This is a genomic window from Micromonospora noduli (assembly GCF_003264365.1).
Classification (GTDB): domain Bacteria; phylum Actinomycetota; class Actinomycetes; order Mycobacteriales; family Micromonosporaceae; genus Micromonospora; species Micromonospora noduli.
In genome coordinates, this window is sequence record NZ_PYAK01000032.1 from 54,373 (window position 1) to 68,974 (window position 14,602).

The following is a 14,602-nucleotide window of genomic DNA, read 5'->3' on the forward strand; positions in this document are numbered from 1 at the left end:
TGTGTGCGTTCGGTGTGGTCGGGCGGTTCGTCGTCTGGTCCGGCCGGTCGATGCCCTGAGCCTGGAGGACGGATGCGAGTCACCGCGCGGAGAAGCCCACTACGCCCACGACGGCGGCTGTTGCCGGCGGCGATGGCGGCGGTGACGTTGCTGAGCCTGGCCGTCGGTGTGCCGGCGGCCGCCGCGGCACCAGCCACGATCGTCGGTGTGGCCAGCGGTCGTTGCCTGGACGTGGTCGGCAACGTCCGGACCGCCGGTGCCGGCATCAACATCTACGACTGCAATGGCCAGGCCAACCAGGCGTGGACCCTCACCTCAAGTGGCGAGCTGCGGGTCTACGACGACACGATGTGCCTGGACGTCGTCGGCCAGGACACCACCGCCCCGGCCGCGGTGCAGATCAACGGCTGCACCGGCGGCGCCAACCAACGCTGGCGGATCACCACCTCCGGGACCATCGTCGGGGTCCAGTCCGGGCTGTGCCTGGACGTGACCGGTGCGGGCACCGCCAACAGCACCACCGTCGGTCTCTGGACCTGCAACGGCCAGTCCAACCAGCGGTGGACGACGTCTCTCGGCAGCGCCGACAGCCAGCCGCCGACGGCGCCCGGCAGCCCACGGGTCAGCGGCCTGACCTGCAACTCGGTGACGTTCGCGTGGAACGCCTCGACGGACAACGTCGCGGTGGCCTTCTACGACATCTACCACGACGGCCAACTGATGACGTCGGTGAGCGGCACGACGCTCTCCACCAACCTGACCGTGGTGCCCGGGGCGACCTGGGGCCTGTACGTCAACGCCCGCGACGCCGCCGGCAACGTGTCGCAGGCCAGCACCACCGTGTCGATCACTCCGCCGCCCTGTCAGGCCGACAGCCAGCCACCGACGGCGCCGCAACAGCTCACCGGCACCGCGTCGGGCACCACTGTGACGCTGCGCTGGACCGCGTCGACCGACAACATCGGGGTACGCGCGTACGACGTCTACCGGGCCGGCGCGAAGGTGGGCACTGTCACCGGCGCGCCGCCGGCGACCACGTTCACCGACAGCGGTCTGGCGGCGAACACCTCCTACCAGTACTACGTGGTGGCTCGGGACGCGCAGGACAACGCTTCGTCGCGCAGCGGCACCGCGACGGTGACCACCGGTGCGGCGTGCGCCAACCCGGTGTGCGGGGTGCGGCAGGTCACCACCGACACCGACATCCCGTGGGGTCTGGTGACGTTGCCGGACGGCAGCGTGCTCTACAACCGCCGCGACGCGCACGACATCATCCAGCTCAACCCGACCACCGGGGCCAAGACCAACCTGGGCACGGTGCCGAACGTGCAGAGCACCGACGGTGAGGGTGGCCTGTTGGGGCTCGCCATCTCGGCCAGCTACTCCAGCGACCGCTGGCTGTACATCATGCACACCTCGCCGAGCGACAACCGCATCGTCCGGATCAGGCTGGAGAACGGGCGACTCAACACCGCCAGCGAGCAGGTTCTGCTCAGCGGCATCCGGCGTAACAAGTACCACGACGGTGGTCGCCTGCGGTTCGGCCCGGACGGCAAGCTGTACGCCAGCACCGGCGACGCCCAGAACGGCAACTACGCCCAGGACCGGTCCAGCCTCGAAGGCAAGATCCTGCGACTCAACCCGGACGGCACCGTCCCCTCGGACAACCCGTTCGGCAACTACGTGTGGAGCTACGGCCACCGCAACCCGCAGGGGCTGGCGTTCGACTCGCAGGGCCGGCTGTGGGAGCAGGAGTTCGGCAACTCGGTCATGGACGAGACCAACCTGATCACCAAGGGTGGAAACTACGGCTGGCCGGCGTGCGAGGGCACCAGTGGCGCCTGCGGTACGGCCGGGTTCATCGCGCCGGCGCGCACCTATCCGACCGCCGAAGGGTCCTGCTCCGGCATCACGATCGTGCGCGACGCGCTCTACGTGGCCTGCGCCCGAGGCGCTCGGATGTACCGCGCGGTGATCAGCGGCAGCAGCCTGACGAACGTGCAGACGTACTTCAGTGGCACCTACGGTCGGTTGCGGACGGTGGAGCCGGCTCCCGACGGCGGGCTGTGGCTGACCACCACCAACGTCGGTGACAAGGACAGCACCCCGAACAACAGCAACGAGAGGATCCTGCACGTCACGCTCGGCAACTAGACCCTGATCGCTGTGCGGTAGGGGTGATGTGGCTGGAGAGCGGTATACCGCTGAGGCATAAATATTCCTCAGCGGTATACCGCCGATGAGTGCCCATGGCCCGGAGTGCTCCCGAACCCGGTCGGGCGACATGCCCTCAGCCGCTGGTCAGGAGCACGAGTTGCTGGGTGGCTCGGGTCATCGCGACGTAGCGGTCGACCGCCCCCGAGATGCCGGTGCCGAACGTTTCCGGGTCGACGAGGACGACCAGGTCGAACTCCAGCCCCTTGGCCTGCTCCGGGCTCAGTGACCGGACCCGGGCCGTGGGCGGGAACGTCGGGTCGCCGATGACGCAGGCGATCCCCTCGGCGTGCGCGGCGAGCCAGGTGTCGAGGATCGACAGCAGGTCGGCGACCGATCCGTGGACTACGGGAAGTCCGTTGCCACGGATGGAGGTCGGCACGTTGGCGTCGGGGAGCACGGCCCGGATGACCGGTTCGGCCTCCACCATGACCTCCGCTGGCGTCCGGTAGTTGATGCTCAACGAAGCCAGACTGACATGGTCGAGCCCGACCCGCTTGAGGCGTTCCTGCCACGACTCGGTGAACCCGTGCCGGGCCTGAGCGCGGTCTCCCACGATGGTGAAGCTGCGCGACGGGCAGCGCGCCAGCAGCATCTGCCACTGGGCGTCGGTCAGCTCCTGCGCCTCGTCGACGACGATGTGCGCGAACGGTCCGGCCAGCAGGTCCGGGTCGGCGTCCGGCAGCGCGGAGTCGTCGACCAGGACGTCGCGCAGGTCGGGTTGGCGCAGCATCGCCAGCAGACCCTCGCCGTCGTCGTAGGTGTCGGCCGCGAGCAGCTCGTCGACGACCCGGGCCATGTGCTCGCGTTCGACAGCGGCGGCCGGGTCACGCCGACGGGTGCGCCCCGTCCTCTCCGCGTCGCCGAGCCGCTGCCGCGCCGCGTCGAGCAGCGGCAGATCGGACACGGTCCAGGCCCGGGGCTCGTCGCGTTGCAGCTTGCGGACCTCCTCTGGGCTGAGCCAGGGCGCGCACCTGCGCAGGTACGCGGGCACCGACCACAGGTCACCCACGAGATCGGCCGCGTCGAGCAACGGCCAGGCGCGGTTCACCGTCGCCCGCAGCTCCCGGTTACGCAGCAGCGAGTCGCGGAGCACGTCGTCCGGCTCCTCGCCGTCGTACCGGTCGATGAGGATGGTCAGCAGCTCCTCCCAGATCTCCTCGCGCGCCTCGTTGTGCGGGGTGCCCGGACCCGGCGCCTGGAACGCGTCGGCCCAGTCGTCGGCGCTCAGGCGGACGTCGGAGTCGCCCACCGGGACCGTCATCGGGGCGACCGGTGGGTCCTCGTAGAACCGGACGGCCGCGTCGATCGCCCGGATCAGCTCGGCCGACGACTTCAGCCGGGCGACCTCCGGGTCGGTGTCGACGGCTGCGGTGGCCCCCTCTCCGACGAGGTCGCGCAGGGTGCAGGTCTGCACGTCCTCCTCTCCGAGGCTGGGCAGAACGTCGGCGACGTAGGCCAGGTAGGGCTGGTGCGGCCCCACGAAGAGCACCCCACCCCGGCGCTGCCCGAGACGCGGGTCGGAGTAGAGCAGGTACGCGGTGCGGTGCAGCGCGACGACGGTCTTACCGGTGCCCGGACCGCCGTCGACCACGAGGGCGCCGGCCGACCCCGCCCGGATGATGGCGTCCTGGTCGGCCTGGATCGTGCTGAGCACGTCACGCATGCGGGCCGACCGGGCGCTGCCCAGACTGGCGATGAACGCGGACTGGTCGTCGAGCGCGACGGCGTGCCCCACGAACCCGTCCGGGGTGAACACCTCGTCCCAGTAGTCGCTGATCCGGCCGCGGGTCCAGCGGTAGCGGCGACGGCTCGCCAGGCCCATCGGGTTGGCGTGGGTCGCGCCGAAGAACGGCTCGGCCGCGGGTGAGCGCCAGTCGAGCAGCAGCCGCCGACCCGTGCTGTCGGTGAGACCGCGTCGTCCGACGTACACCGGGTCGGGGTTGTCCGCCTCGACCACGTGGCCCAGGCACAGGTCCAGTCCGTAGCGGCTCAGCGAGCGCAGGCGGGCGGTCAGCCGGCGGACCTCCTCGTCGCGGTCGACGGCCTGCCGGCCCTTGCCGCCGGGCGCCCGGCGCGCGGTGTCCAGACGGTCGGACAGCTCGGCGCTCAGCTGCGCGAGGCCCTGCGCCATGGCCGCGAAGTGCCGCTCGTCGTGGGCGATGAGCGCCGGGTCGGCCTTGGGCGCGAGGTGATCGGGAAGGTCGAACACGGAGGTAGGCAAGGAATCCAATTCATGACTTCCATTTCGGCAGAATTTGGCCTCGGCCGATGATTCTGCGTCATAAACGGGGTCTTGCCGCAAGCCCCCCAGTGCGGTATAAGTTAGAAGTGGCGGGAGACCGAGTGTCTCCCGTCTTCCGTGTCAGGGCACGTCGACGACGTCGCGGCCGAGGGGCCAGAACGCGGCCGGCACGAGCTTGAAGTTGGCGATGCCGAACGGGATCCCGATGATCGTGACGCAGAGGGCGATGCCCGCGAGGATGTGGGAGAGCGCCAGCCACCATCCGGCCAGCACCACCCAGAGGATGTTCGCCAGGCCGGAGCCGACGCCCGCGCCCGGCTTGGGCACCAGGGTGCGGCCGAAGGGCCACAGCGAGTAGACCGCGAGGCGCAGCGACGCGACGCCGAACGGGATGGTGATGACCAGGACGAAGCAGATCAGCGCGGCGATGCCGTAGCCGACCGCCAGCACGAGGCCACCGCCGAAGACGAGCCACAGCACATTCAGTACGAAACGAATCACTACTCCAGCATGAAACATGCTCGCCACCCGGTCGGCTCGCCCCGTTCCCTCAGCGGGGAACGGCCACCGCGTGGCCCTCGGGGATGGCCCTCTCGCCACCGTCGGACAACTGGGCGAGGGCGTGCCTCCGGGCAGATCGTCTGCACGCTCACCAGCCGCGAGGACGTCTCCACAGTGGGCCTTCCTGCGCGACGGCACGGCTCTCGGCGTGCCCCGGGCCGACGGCTCCCTGTCCAGCCGGCCGCTCACCCGCGGCGACTACGCCCCCTCATCAGCGACCGCTGAGCGCGCGTACCACCGGGAGCACGAGGACCGCGACATCGACGACGCTGCCCGCCGCCGCCGCGGGACCGTCCGCTGTAAGGTACGCGAAAACCCTTCCACGGCCTGCTCCGGAGTGCGGTAACCCGGCCCCGGAAGCTCAGGAGGATCGCGTGTCGTCCGACGACCGTTGGCTGCTCGACATCCCGATCGCGCACCGCGGGCTGACCGGCGACAATCGGCCCGCCAACTCGCTGGCGGCGTTCGAGGCGGCCGCCGAGGCAGGCTACGCCTGCGAACTGGACGTGCAGCTCACCCGCTCGGGCGAACTCGTCGTCGTTCACGACTACGACTTGACCGCGCTCACCGGTGCGGCGATCGCCACCGCGGAGCTGACACCGGCCGATCGGCAACGGCTCCGGTTGCAGGGCACCGACCAGCGGGTTCCCACGCTGTCGCAGGTGCTGGACCTGGTCGCCGGACGGGTGCCCCTGCTGATCGAGCTGAAACGGCCGACGCTCGCCCTCAACTTCGATCTGGTCGACGAGGTGCTGCGACAGACCGCCGACTACCCGGGGCGGTACGCGGTCGAATCCTTCGACCCGTTGCTCGTGGCGGCGCTGCGGGTCGCGGTGCGAAAGCTCCCGCCGCACCGCCGGGTGCCGGTGGGGCGCATCTGCGGCCTGCTGCGCACCGCCGGGCCGCTGACCCGGATGGTGGGTCGCAGTATGGTCAGCAACCTGGTCACTCGGCCTGATTTTCTGGCCTACGAGGTGGACGCATTTCCGTCCAATCTGACGGCGTGGTGGCGTCGTCGCGGTGTTCCGGTGATTTCCTGGCCAGTCGCTTCACCGGAGCGGGAGATGTTCGCCCGTCAATACTCCGACAACATCGTTTTCTCGGGCTATAGACCGTCGCATGGCCAGCATCTAGCATCGTGACGTGTCTGTTGACCAAGGACAGAGCGGGTTGCTCGCCGAGTCGCAGAACGGCGCTCCCGGCGATCCGTTGCAGGTCTACCGCGCGTTGGCCGAAGAAAGCATCAACAAGCTCAGGGACCATTACGACTGGCGGGCGAAATGGCACCGACGGCTCTTTCGTTTCACCGGCATCCTGGTCATCGTCGTCAGTGCGTCTCTGCCACTGCTCGCCGGCTTCAGCTATCCGGGTAAGAACCTGGTAATCGCGGTCTCGGGCGTGGTCATCGCCACGGCCACCGCGCTCCGCACCTTTTATCAGTGGGATCAGATGTGGGCACTGCTGCGGCGTACCCATTTCGCCCTCATCGAGGCGAGCAACCAGTGGAGACTCGCGTTCGGTCGCGCCGAGGCGACCGCTGATCCGGCCGAGCGGGAGCAGCGCGCGTACGCGGCGACAGAGGTGCTGTTGGCGAAGATCGAGGGCATCCGCAGTGCCGAGACGGAGAAGTTCTTCAGCTCGTTGGCGTTTCCGGAGGAATCCGCGCTGACCGGCAAGCCATTTCGTCCCTGACCGCTGGCGTGGCGGTCGGGCGGGTCTCGGGGTTGCTCGGTGGAAGACCTGAGACGAAAGCCAGGGCGACCCGAGGGAACCTCCCGGAGGTCGGCCGGGATCGGCGGCCACATGCTGGCTGGCATGAAACGCGCTGCGCTCTACGTGATCGCCGGACCGGTCGGCATCGTGGCCTACGGCCTGATCCGGCTGTGGGCAAGGTCCGACGGGGTGTACGGCCCCGGGCTCGACTGGCAGGCCGCCCACCTGGTCGCTCTCGCCGGCATGGTGTGCTTCGTCCCGGGTGTGCTCGCGCTGTCCCGCCTGCTGCCCCGCAGTCCGTGGCGTACCGGGGTGGTGGCCGGCACGTTGGTCGGCCTCGCCGCGACGATGGTGCAGTTCGGTGCGGACATCGTCGAGGGGCTGCTGGCCGAGGACCGGGCGGAGATGTCGAGGCTCGGCGCGGAATTCAAGGACATCCCCGGCGTGGAGGTGGCCTTCTACGACGTCGTACCCCAGTTCTTCTTCCTCGGCCTGCTCGTCCTCGCGGGTATGCTCGCCGCCCGGCGGCGGCTGCCGTTGTGGAGTGTGCCGCTGCTCCTCGCCGGCATCGTCCTGCCGGCGGTCACCCTCGATCTGCTTCCGATCGGCGGCCTGTGCATGGCGCTGGCGTTGGCCCCGGCGTTGCCGCTGGTGCGACAGCAGGGCGAGCGTGCCGAGTCGCCCGTGGTCATCCACTGAGGACGCAGGGTGGCGCCGGCCCCTCAGGACCAGCGCCACCCTTCGAACCGCTACTTCAGCGCGAGGGTCCGGGCGTCGCCGGCGATGACGCTGGCGAACTCCGCCGGCACCAGCTTGCCGGCCTGCCGGTCGGCGTAGGTGGCCAGCTCGGCGTACTGGGCGTGGGCCAGCTTGGTGGTCATCGCGGTGACGGCGGCCGGGTCCGCGCCCGAGGTGAGGATCAGGTAGCCGAGGCCGGCCTGGCTCACCGTCACGGTGAAGGTGCTGGTCGCGGTGGCGGTGCCCTCGGGCCCGGTCGCCTCGGTGGTGATGGTGTGCCGGCCGGCGGTCAGCCTGGCCAGGTCGAGCTTGCGCCCGGCGGCCGACCTCTTACCGTCCAGCGTCACGGTGACCGTGTCCGCGTTGGTCGCGGCGACCGCGATCACCGGGGACTGCGCCCGGTCCAGCCGAGCCCCGTTGACCGGCGAGGTGATCTGCACGGTCGGGTCGGCGGAGGCCCGCTGGACGAACGCCGAGTTCCAGCCGACCAGCTCCGCCGCGCGGTTGGTGATGATCGCGTCGGTGCCGATCCGCTCCAGCCGCTGCCACAGGCCGGCGGAGTCCATCGTCCAGGCCATCACGGCGACCCCGGCGGCGTGCAGCGGGGCGACGACCTCCGGCTTGGCCAACAGCGCGTTGCCGTCCGGGTTGTACGCGGTCAGGTGCAGCTCCTTCGCGATCGCCACCGGGTCGGCGTCCAGGGTGCTGCGGAGCAGGCCGAGCGGTAGCTCGGGGGCGAGCTCGTAGGTGTACTTCAGGGCGTCGACCTCGAAACTCTGGATGAAGACCCGGCCCATCATCTGCTCGTCCCGGATCACCTGGATGATCGTGGCGACCTCGTCGCGGGTGTGCCTGCCCTTGATCTCCACGAGCAGGTTGCCACCCCGCGTCCGCAGATCGGCGAGCTGCTCCGCGAGGGTGGGCACCCGCTCGCCGACGTACTGCGGGCCGAACCAGGAGCCGGCGTCGAGGGCCTTGATCTGCGCGGCGGTCAGGTCCCGGATGTTGCCGGTGCCGTCGGTGGTCCGGTCGACGGTGCCGTCGTGCAGGATGAACGGGATGCCGTCCCTGCTCGGCTGGACGTCGTTCTCGATCCAGTCGGCGCCACCCTTACGGGCGATCTCCTGGGCGACGAGGGTGTTCTCCGGTGCGGCGGCGGACGCGCCCCGGTGGGCGATCACGGTGAACGGGCTGCCCTCGGGGCGGAGGTAGCCGTTCGGGGCCAGCTCGGTGACGGTGACGTCGTCGTACGACACGGTCGCGCCGTTGACGAAGAGCCCCTGGACGCCGTCGGCGGAACGCTGGAGGCTGCTGGTCCGCATCGCCTCCCGCCCGTCGAAGATCCAGCGGGCCTGGTTGCCGTGCACCTCGACGGCGACGCGCACGTCCCGGCCGGTGCCGGCGGCGGACGGGGCGGAGGCGGTGTTCGTCACGACCCAGGCGTTGGCAGTGGTCCGCTGGGCGAATTCGAGCCCGTTGGCGGCCGTGGTGCCGCTGCGCATGGTGGCGATCCACCAGGGGGTCGCGCCACTGGCGGGGACGTCGATGCCGAGCGAGGCCCAGCGGGTGGCGGCCGAGACCGACTCGAAGCGCATGGTCGCCTCGAGGCGGAAGTCGTTCAGGTGCCGACCGAAGGTGATCTTGTTGTTCTCGCTGGAGCTGGCGGAGGTTCCGTACAGACGGCCGTTCTCGACCCTCCAGGTGCCGTCGACCGCGTGCCAACCGGCGGGCAGCGACCCGGCCGAGAAGTTCTCCGAGACGACGACGCTGCCCGGCTCGGCGGTGGCGGGCGACGAGGTCGCGACGGCGACCGCGACGGCAGCGCCGGTGACGGCGAGAGCGGCGACGGAGGCGGCGGCCCGGGTACCCAGGGCGCCGAGGCGTGACCCGGCGCGGCGAGGCGGCGGTGATGCGGGTAGGACAGTCATGGTCGCGACGGTACGAAGCGCGCCCGAACTGATGATCAATCAAGCATGGCTGCCGCCGGAACGCCGGGTGTACCGCGCTCGATCGGGGCGTCCCGGACTGGTCAGTTCGGCAGGCCGGAGCAGGCGGCCCCGTCGATCGTGCACGCCTTGGGGGCGGAACCGGTCAACGATCCGTTGACCCGGAACGTCACCCGGACGGAGGCGCTGCCGGGCACCTGAGGAGTGTTCGGGTCCGGCACGAACGTCCACACCGCACCGTCCCGGCTGGCCTGCGCCCCCTCGACCCCGCTGATCCCCAGCGACTCCCGGGGCAGGGTGACGACCAACGTCCACCCCGGGGCCGGGATAGAGCCCGGATTACTGATCGTCACTGTCGCGCCGTAGCTGAGCAGGGCGTTGTCCGTGATGGCGAAGTCCGCGCCCAGGGCCGCCGGGGTGGGCTCGGTGGTCGCGCCGGTCGGCGTGGGCCTGGTCGAAGACGTGACGGCCGGTGGGGTCGAGGAGGCCGTGGCGGGCGGTGGAGCGGGCACCGCGGGGCTGGTGACCGCCGGTCGCGCCTGCGCGCGGGGGGTACCGGACGGCGACGCGCCCACCTGCTCGACCGACGGCGGCGGGTCGAGGGTCACCGGCGTCAGCTTCTCCGGCGTACGCAGCACCCCGACGACGGACACGACCGTCGCGATCAGCACCCCGAGCGCCGCGACGACGGCCACCCAGGTGGCCCGCGAGACGTCCTCCCGACCGGTGAGCACCCGCCGTGCGGCCGTGACGATGGCCACGACCCGATCCAGCAGGATGATCGCCACGGTACGGCGTGGCTGGGGTGGTGTTGCCGGCACTGCCAGTCTCTCCTTCAGTTCGTCGCCAGGTGCGCGCCCACGATCCGCCCGGGTCGCGGGTGTCAGCTGCCCGGTCACAACCCGCGTAGCCCGACGAGTATCGCCTCGAGCAGATCCTCGGTCGGCAGCTCCGACAGCATCGGCGGTTCGTGCGTCTCGATCAGCCCGGCCGCGAGCAGGTCACCGAGCAGCACCCGGACCGTCCCCAGCGGAAGATCCAACTCGGCGCCCACCTCGGCCACCGACACTGGATGGTGACACAGCTCGACGATCCGCGCCTGTTCAGGGAAGAGCGTTGTGGGAGGCGTGACCCCCCTCCGGGCGACGACCAGCGAGATCAGGTCGAACTGGCCGCGTGCGGGCGCGGTGCGCCCCCCGGTCATCGTGTAGGGCCGGGCGACCGGGCCCGCGTCGTCGTCGTACCACGCCTCGTCAGTGGCGCCGCTGGTGTGCACCAGTGTCCCCGATCGTCACCGAGGAGGCCGGGCCCAGGGTGATCGGCAGGTGCTGCTCGGCCTGCCCCACGAAGAGCGCCACCTCGTACGCCATGTCACCGACCTCGACGTCGTCACCGGCGATCCGCACGGTGAGGATGGTCCCGTTCGGGATGGTGGCGATGAACAGGAACGCTCGCGACATCTGCACCACGACCTGGCGCAGCCGACCCGCGTCACAGGTCCGGGTGGCGGCCAGCCCCAACGCGATCAGTCCGGCGACCACGCCGGAGATCTGCTCGGCCAGCTTCGCCCCCACCCGCCGCGAGCCGCCGAGCGGCAGCCCGTCCGGTGAGAGCACCACGGCGAACTCCGCACCGTGCACCCGGTCGACCAGGTCGTTCAGGGCGTCGGTCAGGCCGTCCTCGGTGACCACTGCAGACGTCATTGTTGTCTCCTTGCTGTTCTGGCGACTGGCAACTCAATCGTGTCGAGGCTGGTCCTGCCGTGTTCCGGGCCGGTCGGCCCGGGGTGGCGGACCCGCGTCGGCAGCGCGCCGTTGCCGTTGGGGTCGGTCAGGTCGGCGCCGGTGCGGGCCGGTGGGTACGGGCTGTCGGGTGGTGTGTCTGTCGGTGCGCGGCCGGTGTCGGTGACCGTGATCAGCCGGGAGGGTAGGAGCACGATGGCGGCCGTGCCGCCGCGCCGGCTGGGGTGTAGCGAGACGTGGGCGCCGCAGCGGCCGGCCAGTACGGCGACGGCGTACCAGCCGGCGAGGCCCGCGGGCGGGCCGTCCGGCGGGGGATTGCCGAGCAGGTCGTTCGCCTCGGCCAGCGCGGCGGCGTCCAGGCCGGGCCCGTCGTCGACGACGAGGACGGCACACCCCTGCGGTCGCTGTTCGCCGCTGACCCGGACTGTGGTGTCCGCCCCGGAGAAGGCCAGGGCGTTCTCGATCAGCTCCGCCAGCAGGTGGATGACGTCCGTGACGGCCGGCCCCGCGAGCGACCACGGCCAGTGCGGCGCGATCAGGACCCGGTGGTAGTCCGGGACCTCGGCGACCGCGCCGCGCGCCACGTCGAGCAGTGGCACCGGGCGTCGCCAGCGGCGGGCGGGTGTCGCGCCGGCCAGGGTGATCAGTTTCTCCACGTTGCGTCGGACCCGGGTGGTGAGGTGGTCGAGTTGGAACAGTTCGCCGGTCTCCTCGGTGGACCGTTCCCGACGTTGCATCCCGTCCAGCACTGTGAGCTGGTCGCGCAGCAGGACCTGGTTGCGTCGGGTCAGCCCCAGGAACAGCTCCCGCTCGGCGTCACCCCTAGGCGTCGCCGGTTCCTGGGCTGGGGCCGGCGTGTCCGGCACCGGAGCCGGAAGGTCGGCGTCGGTAGTGGTCAGCTCGTCGGTCAGGCGTCGGACGGTGCCCGCCCAGCTCAGCAGGAGCACGAGCACGACGATGAGGCCGAGCCCCACGACGGCTCCGGTACGCGCGATGAGCACTGCGGCACCGGGGGTGGCCCGCTCGACGCTGCTGCGGGCGGTGTCCGTCACCAGTGTCTGCAACGCGCCGAGGGCGGCGTCCGCCGCGGCCCGCCAGCCCTGGATGGTGAGACCGGTCAGGGCGTTGGCGGTGCCCGACTGGAGCAGCAGCCGGTCCTCCAGGGCGAGCAGAGCCGCGAACTCGGGGCCGGCCGCGAGGCGCTGATGCTCGTCCTGGCCGTCTTGCGGAAGCCCGGCCGCGGCCTCGGTGCGCGCGTACCGCTGGATGCTGACCAGTGCGGTCAGCCGGCGCCGCTCGTCGGCGCCGAGCCGTGCGCCGGTCAGGGCCGCGCTGACCACTGTGTCTTCCCGGGCGAGCAACTCCCGGGCACGGGCCAGCGCGATCACCGCGCGGGTGTCGGCCGCCAACCCGCTCTCGTACGCGCCCCACTCCGGGCCGTACACCCGGAAGGCGACGTCGATGACCTCGTCGTACCCGTCGACTGCCGCGCCCTGGTCGAGCCGGCCGGTGTCCACCTGGGCTCGGGTCGTGCCCAGGCCGTCGAGCCGCCGGACCAGCTCGCCGGCCCGGTCGCGGACCGTGCCGGCGCTGAGCAACCGGAGGTCGCGGCCCTTGGTGAACTCGCGGATCTCGGCGGCGGCCCGGTCGGTGCCTTCGCGGGCCCCGACCAGCGCGGGGGTCGTCTGCCCCGCCCCGGCGATCGTCTCGGCGGTGATCCGGCGTTCCGTCTGCAGGCTCAGAATCAGGCGGTCGATGGGCTGGCCCAGCGTGTCCGCCAGCGCCCGGACGCGCAGCAGGTCGACCGCGTCCTGGCTGGACACGTAGGCCGCGTACGACCAGAGCGTGATCAGCACGGCGGCCAGCACGGCCAGCCTGGTCCGGATCAGCCGAACGTCGTTGCGGGTCATCGGGTCGCCCGCTGCGGCCACGGTTGCCCGGCGGTGTCGCTGGCCCGGTCGGCCACGAGGGTGCGCAGCAGCGCCAGCAGTTCGGTGCGGTTGGCGCAGTTGAGCCGGTTGCGCATCCGCGCCACGTGGTGTTCGACGGTCTTGGCCGAGATGAAGAGCCGATCGCCGATCTCCCGGTAGGTCAATCCGGCCAGCACCAGCTCGGCGACCTCGTACTCGCGGTCGCTGAGACCGTGCTGGGTGGGGCCGGCGACCCGTGCCGTGCTCGCACCGGTCGTCGGTGTCTGCCCGCTCTGCCCACCGGAAGGCCGCCCCTGCAACGCTCGGGCGCACTCCAGCAGGGTTGTCATCGCCCGTCGGTCCGCGGTGCGGATGGCGGCCTGCCCGGCGAGGCGGGCGCCGTCCCAGCACAACCCGGTGTCGTGCAACCCTCGGGCGGCGGCCTCCACCCGGGTCGGGTCGACGACCCCCCGGAGCACCTCCACCCAGCTCTCCGCGGCGGCGGCGACAACGGCCGCGTACCGGCTGTGGCCAGCGGCGGCGAGCAACGCCGCGACGTGTTCGTCGGCGATCGTCGGCTCGCCGGTCAGGATGGCGGCGTGCAGCCCGCTCCAGTGCAGCGGCACACTCCACAGTGGTGGGTTGCCGAGGCGGTCGAGCAGCGCACGCCCCTGGTGCAGGTACGGCTCCAGCCGGGCCAGGTCACCCAGCCGCGCGCCCGCGATGGCCAGCTCACCCAACGGCAGCAGTGTGAACAGGTCGACGGGGTGCCGCACCACGGCCTCCAGCGCCTGCCCCCAACCCCGCTTGAGCGCCCCGAGGTCACTGTTGCGCCGGCCGATGCCCATCCGGATCGCGGCGGCGAATAGCTGGTCGCGTGACTCCAGTGGCCGCCCGTCGAGCGTCACAGTGGCGAGGTGCTCGCCGGCGGTGTGGATCTCGCCACGGACCATCAGGATCCAGGCCTGCAACAGCCGGTGGCGGCGGGCCATCAGCGGGCCGCCGACTCCGGCGGCCAGGGCGCGGTGCAGCACCCGCTCGGCGATCTCCAGCTCACCGCAGTGCACCGCGGTCAACGCGGCGAGGGCCGCCGGGCTGTCCGGCAGCAACGCCGCCCGGCCGTCCGGTTCCAGCAGCGCGGCGGCCTGCACGAGAGCGGAGAGCGCGGCGGTCGGCGGGCCGGTCACGCTCTCCCGTACACCGTTGGCCATCAGTCGGGCGGCGCTCGCGTGCAGGGTCGGGGGTTCGCCCGCCGGGTCGCCCGCCGGTGCCTCGGTGGTGGCGGCCGGGTCGCCGGTGGCCAGCCCGCCGACGATGGCGAACGCCGCCGCCGAGGCGGTGCCCGACCACCGGAACAGCTCGACGCTGCGACCGACGTGACCACGGTGGGCCAGGGCGGTGGCGGCGACCACGGCCGCCTCGGAGCGCTCCGGGGGAGCGGCAGTGGCCAGGAGTCGGTCGGACGACGGCTTCCTCTACGCCCGTGGCTTCATCGTGGCCCTGGGGCGGTCGTACTACGAGGCGGTTCGCGCC

General features: G+C 71.4%; 12 protein-coding genes and 1 pseudogene. 5 read left to right on the forward strand and 8 right to left on the reverse strand.

Annotated features, from left to right (window positions below):
- The first annotated feature begins 72 nt into the window (after positions 1-72).
- A complete protein-coding gene (locus tag GUI43_RS22060; RefSeq protein WP_112699698.1) occupies positions 73-2,154 on the forward strand; it encodes a PQQ-dependent sugar dehydrogenase in 2,082 nt (693 codons plus the stop codon).
- Positions 2,155-2,290: 136 nt separating this feature from the next.
- Here GUI43_RS22060 and helR read toward each other — a convergent pair whose 3' ends face one another.
- Positions 2,291-4,426 carry an RNA polymerase recycling motor ATPase HelR gene (helR, locus tag GUI43_RS22065; RefSeq protein WP_249037818.1) on the reverse strand — a complete coding sequence of 712 codons (2,136 nt, stop codon included), beginning with the start codon at positions 4,424-4,426 and terminating at the stop codon, positions 2,291-2,293.
- Positions 4,427-4,579: 153 nt separating this feature from the next.
- Positions 4,580-4,960, reverse strand: coding sequence for a YccF domain-containing protein (locus GUI43_RS22070; RefSeq protein ID WP_181518574.1), 381 nt, complete (start codon positions 4,958-4,960; stop codon positions 4,580-4,582).
- Between the two features lie 123 nt (positions 4,961-5,083).
- Here GUI43_RS22070 and GUI43_RS35170 point away from each other — a divergent pair.
- The 4 genes and pseudogenes from GUI43_RS35170 to GUI43_RS22085 form a co-directional block, all read left to right on the forward strand.
- Positions 5,084-5,234: pseudogene (locus GUI43_RS35170) on the forward strand (GerMN domain-containing protein); the annotation flags it as partial.
- A gap of 160 nt (positions 5,235-5,394) precedes the next feature.
- The gene (locus GUI43_RS22075; protein WP_170158773.1) at positions 5,395-6,162 is read left to right on the forward strand and encodes a glycerophosphodiester phosphodiesterase family protein; all 768 of its coding nucleotides are present in this window, start codon (positions 5,395-5,397) and stop codon (positions 6,160-6,162) included.
- A gap of 1 nt (position 6,163) precedes the next feature.
- Positions 6,164-6,712, forward strand: a complete 549-nt coding sequence (locus GUI43_RS22080) for an SLATT domain-containing protein (RefSeq protein WP_112588897.1) — start codon at positions 6,164-6,166, stop codon at positions 6,710-6,712.
- Positions 6,713-6,835: 123 nt separating this feature from the next.
- Positions 6,836-7,432 carry a hypothetical protein gene (locus GUI43_RS22085; RefSeq protein WP_146754529.1) on the forward strand — a complete coding sequence of 199 codons (597 nt, stop codon included), beginning with the start codon at positions 6,836-6,838 and terminating at the stop codon, positions 7,430-7,432.
- Between the two features lie 50 nt (positions 7,433-7,482).
- On the opposite strand, the gene GUI43_RS22090 is transcribed toward GUI43_RS22085, so the two are convergent.
- The 6 genes from GUI43_RS22090 to GUI43_RS22115 all read right to left on the reverse strand — a co-directional run bounded on the left by GUI43_RS22090 (position 7,483) and on the right by GUI43_RS22115 (position 14,481).
- Positions 7,483-9,399: a glycerophosphodiester phosphodiesterase gene (locus tag GUI43_RS22090; protein WP_112699699.1), complete on the reverse strand. Its 1,917-nt coding sequence runs from the start codon at positions 9,397-9,399 to the stop codon at positions 7,483-7,485.
- A 101-nt stretch (positions 9,400-9,500) separates the two neighbouring features.
- Entirely contained in the window at positions 9,501-10,238 is a 738-nt protein-coding gene (locus tag GUI43_RS22095) for a cellulose binding domain-containing protein (RefSeq protein WP_146763221.1), read from the reverse strand.
- 74 nt (positions 10,239-10,312) lie between these two features.
- Positions 10,313-10,693: a DUF742 domain-containing protein gene (locus tag GUI43_RS22100; RefSeq protein WP_112699700.1), complete on the reverse strand. Its 381-nt coding sequence runs from the start codon at positions 10,691-10,693 to the stop codon at positions 10,313-10,315.
- Positions 10,671-11,120 (reverse strand): roadblock/LC7 domain-containing protein, encoded by a 450-nt coding sequence (locus GUI43_RS22105; protein ID WP_112588907.1) that lies wholly within the window; start codon positions 11,118-11,120, stop codon positions 10,671-10,673. The genes GUI43_RS22100 and GUI43_RS22105 overlap by 23 nt, the downstream gene beginning before the upstream one ends.
- A complete protein-coding gene (locus GUI43_RS22110; protein WP_146765946.1) occupies positions 11,117-13,069 on the reverse strand; it encodes a sensor histidine kinase in 1,953 nt (650 codons plus the stop codon). The genes GUI43_RS22105 and GUI43_RS22110 overlap by 4 nt, the downstream gene beginning before the upstream one ends.
- Complete coding sequence (locus tag GUI43_RS22115) at positions 13,066-14,481, reverse strand: helix-turn-helix transcriptional regulator (protein ID WP_211326745.1); 1,416 nt, start codon at positions 14,479-14,481, stop codon at positions 13,066-13,068. Before GUI43_RS22115 ends, GUI43_RS22110 begins: the two co-directional genes overlap by 4 nt.
- Between the last annotated feature and the right edge of the window lie 121 nt (positions 14,482-14,602).

Coding starts and splice junctions, on each gene's coding strand:
- GUI43_RS22105 (WP_112588907.1), bottom strand. CDS start 11,120: ATGACGTCTGCAGTGGTCACCGAGGACGGCCTGACCGACGCCCTGAAC.
- GUI43_RS22085 (WP_146754529.1), top strand. CDS start 6,836: ATGAAACGCGCTGCGCTCTACGTGATCGCCGGACCGGTCGGCATCGTG.
- GUI43_RS22090 (WP_112699699.1), bottom strand. CDS start 9,399: ATGACTGTCCTACCCGCATCACCGCCGCCTCGCCGCGCCGGGTCACGC.
- GUI43_RS22060 (WP_112699698.1), top strand. CDS start 73: ATGCGAGTCACCGCGCGGAGAAGCCCACTACGCCCACGACGGCGGCTG.
- GUI43_RS22110 (WP_146765946.1), bottom strand. CDS start 13,069: ATGACCCGCAACGACGTTCGGCTGATCCGGACCAGGCTGGCCGTGCTG.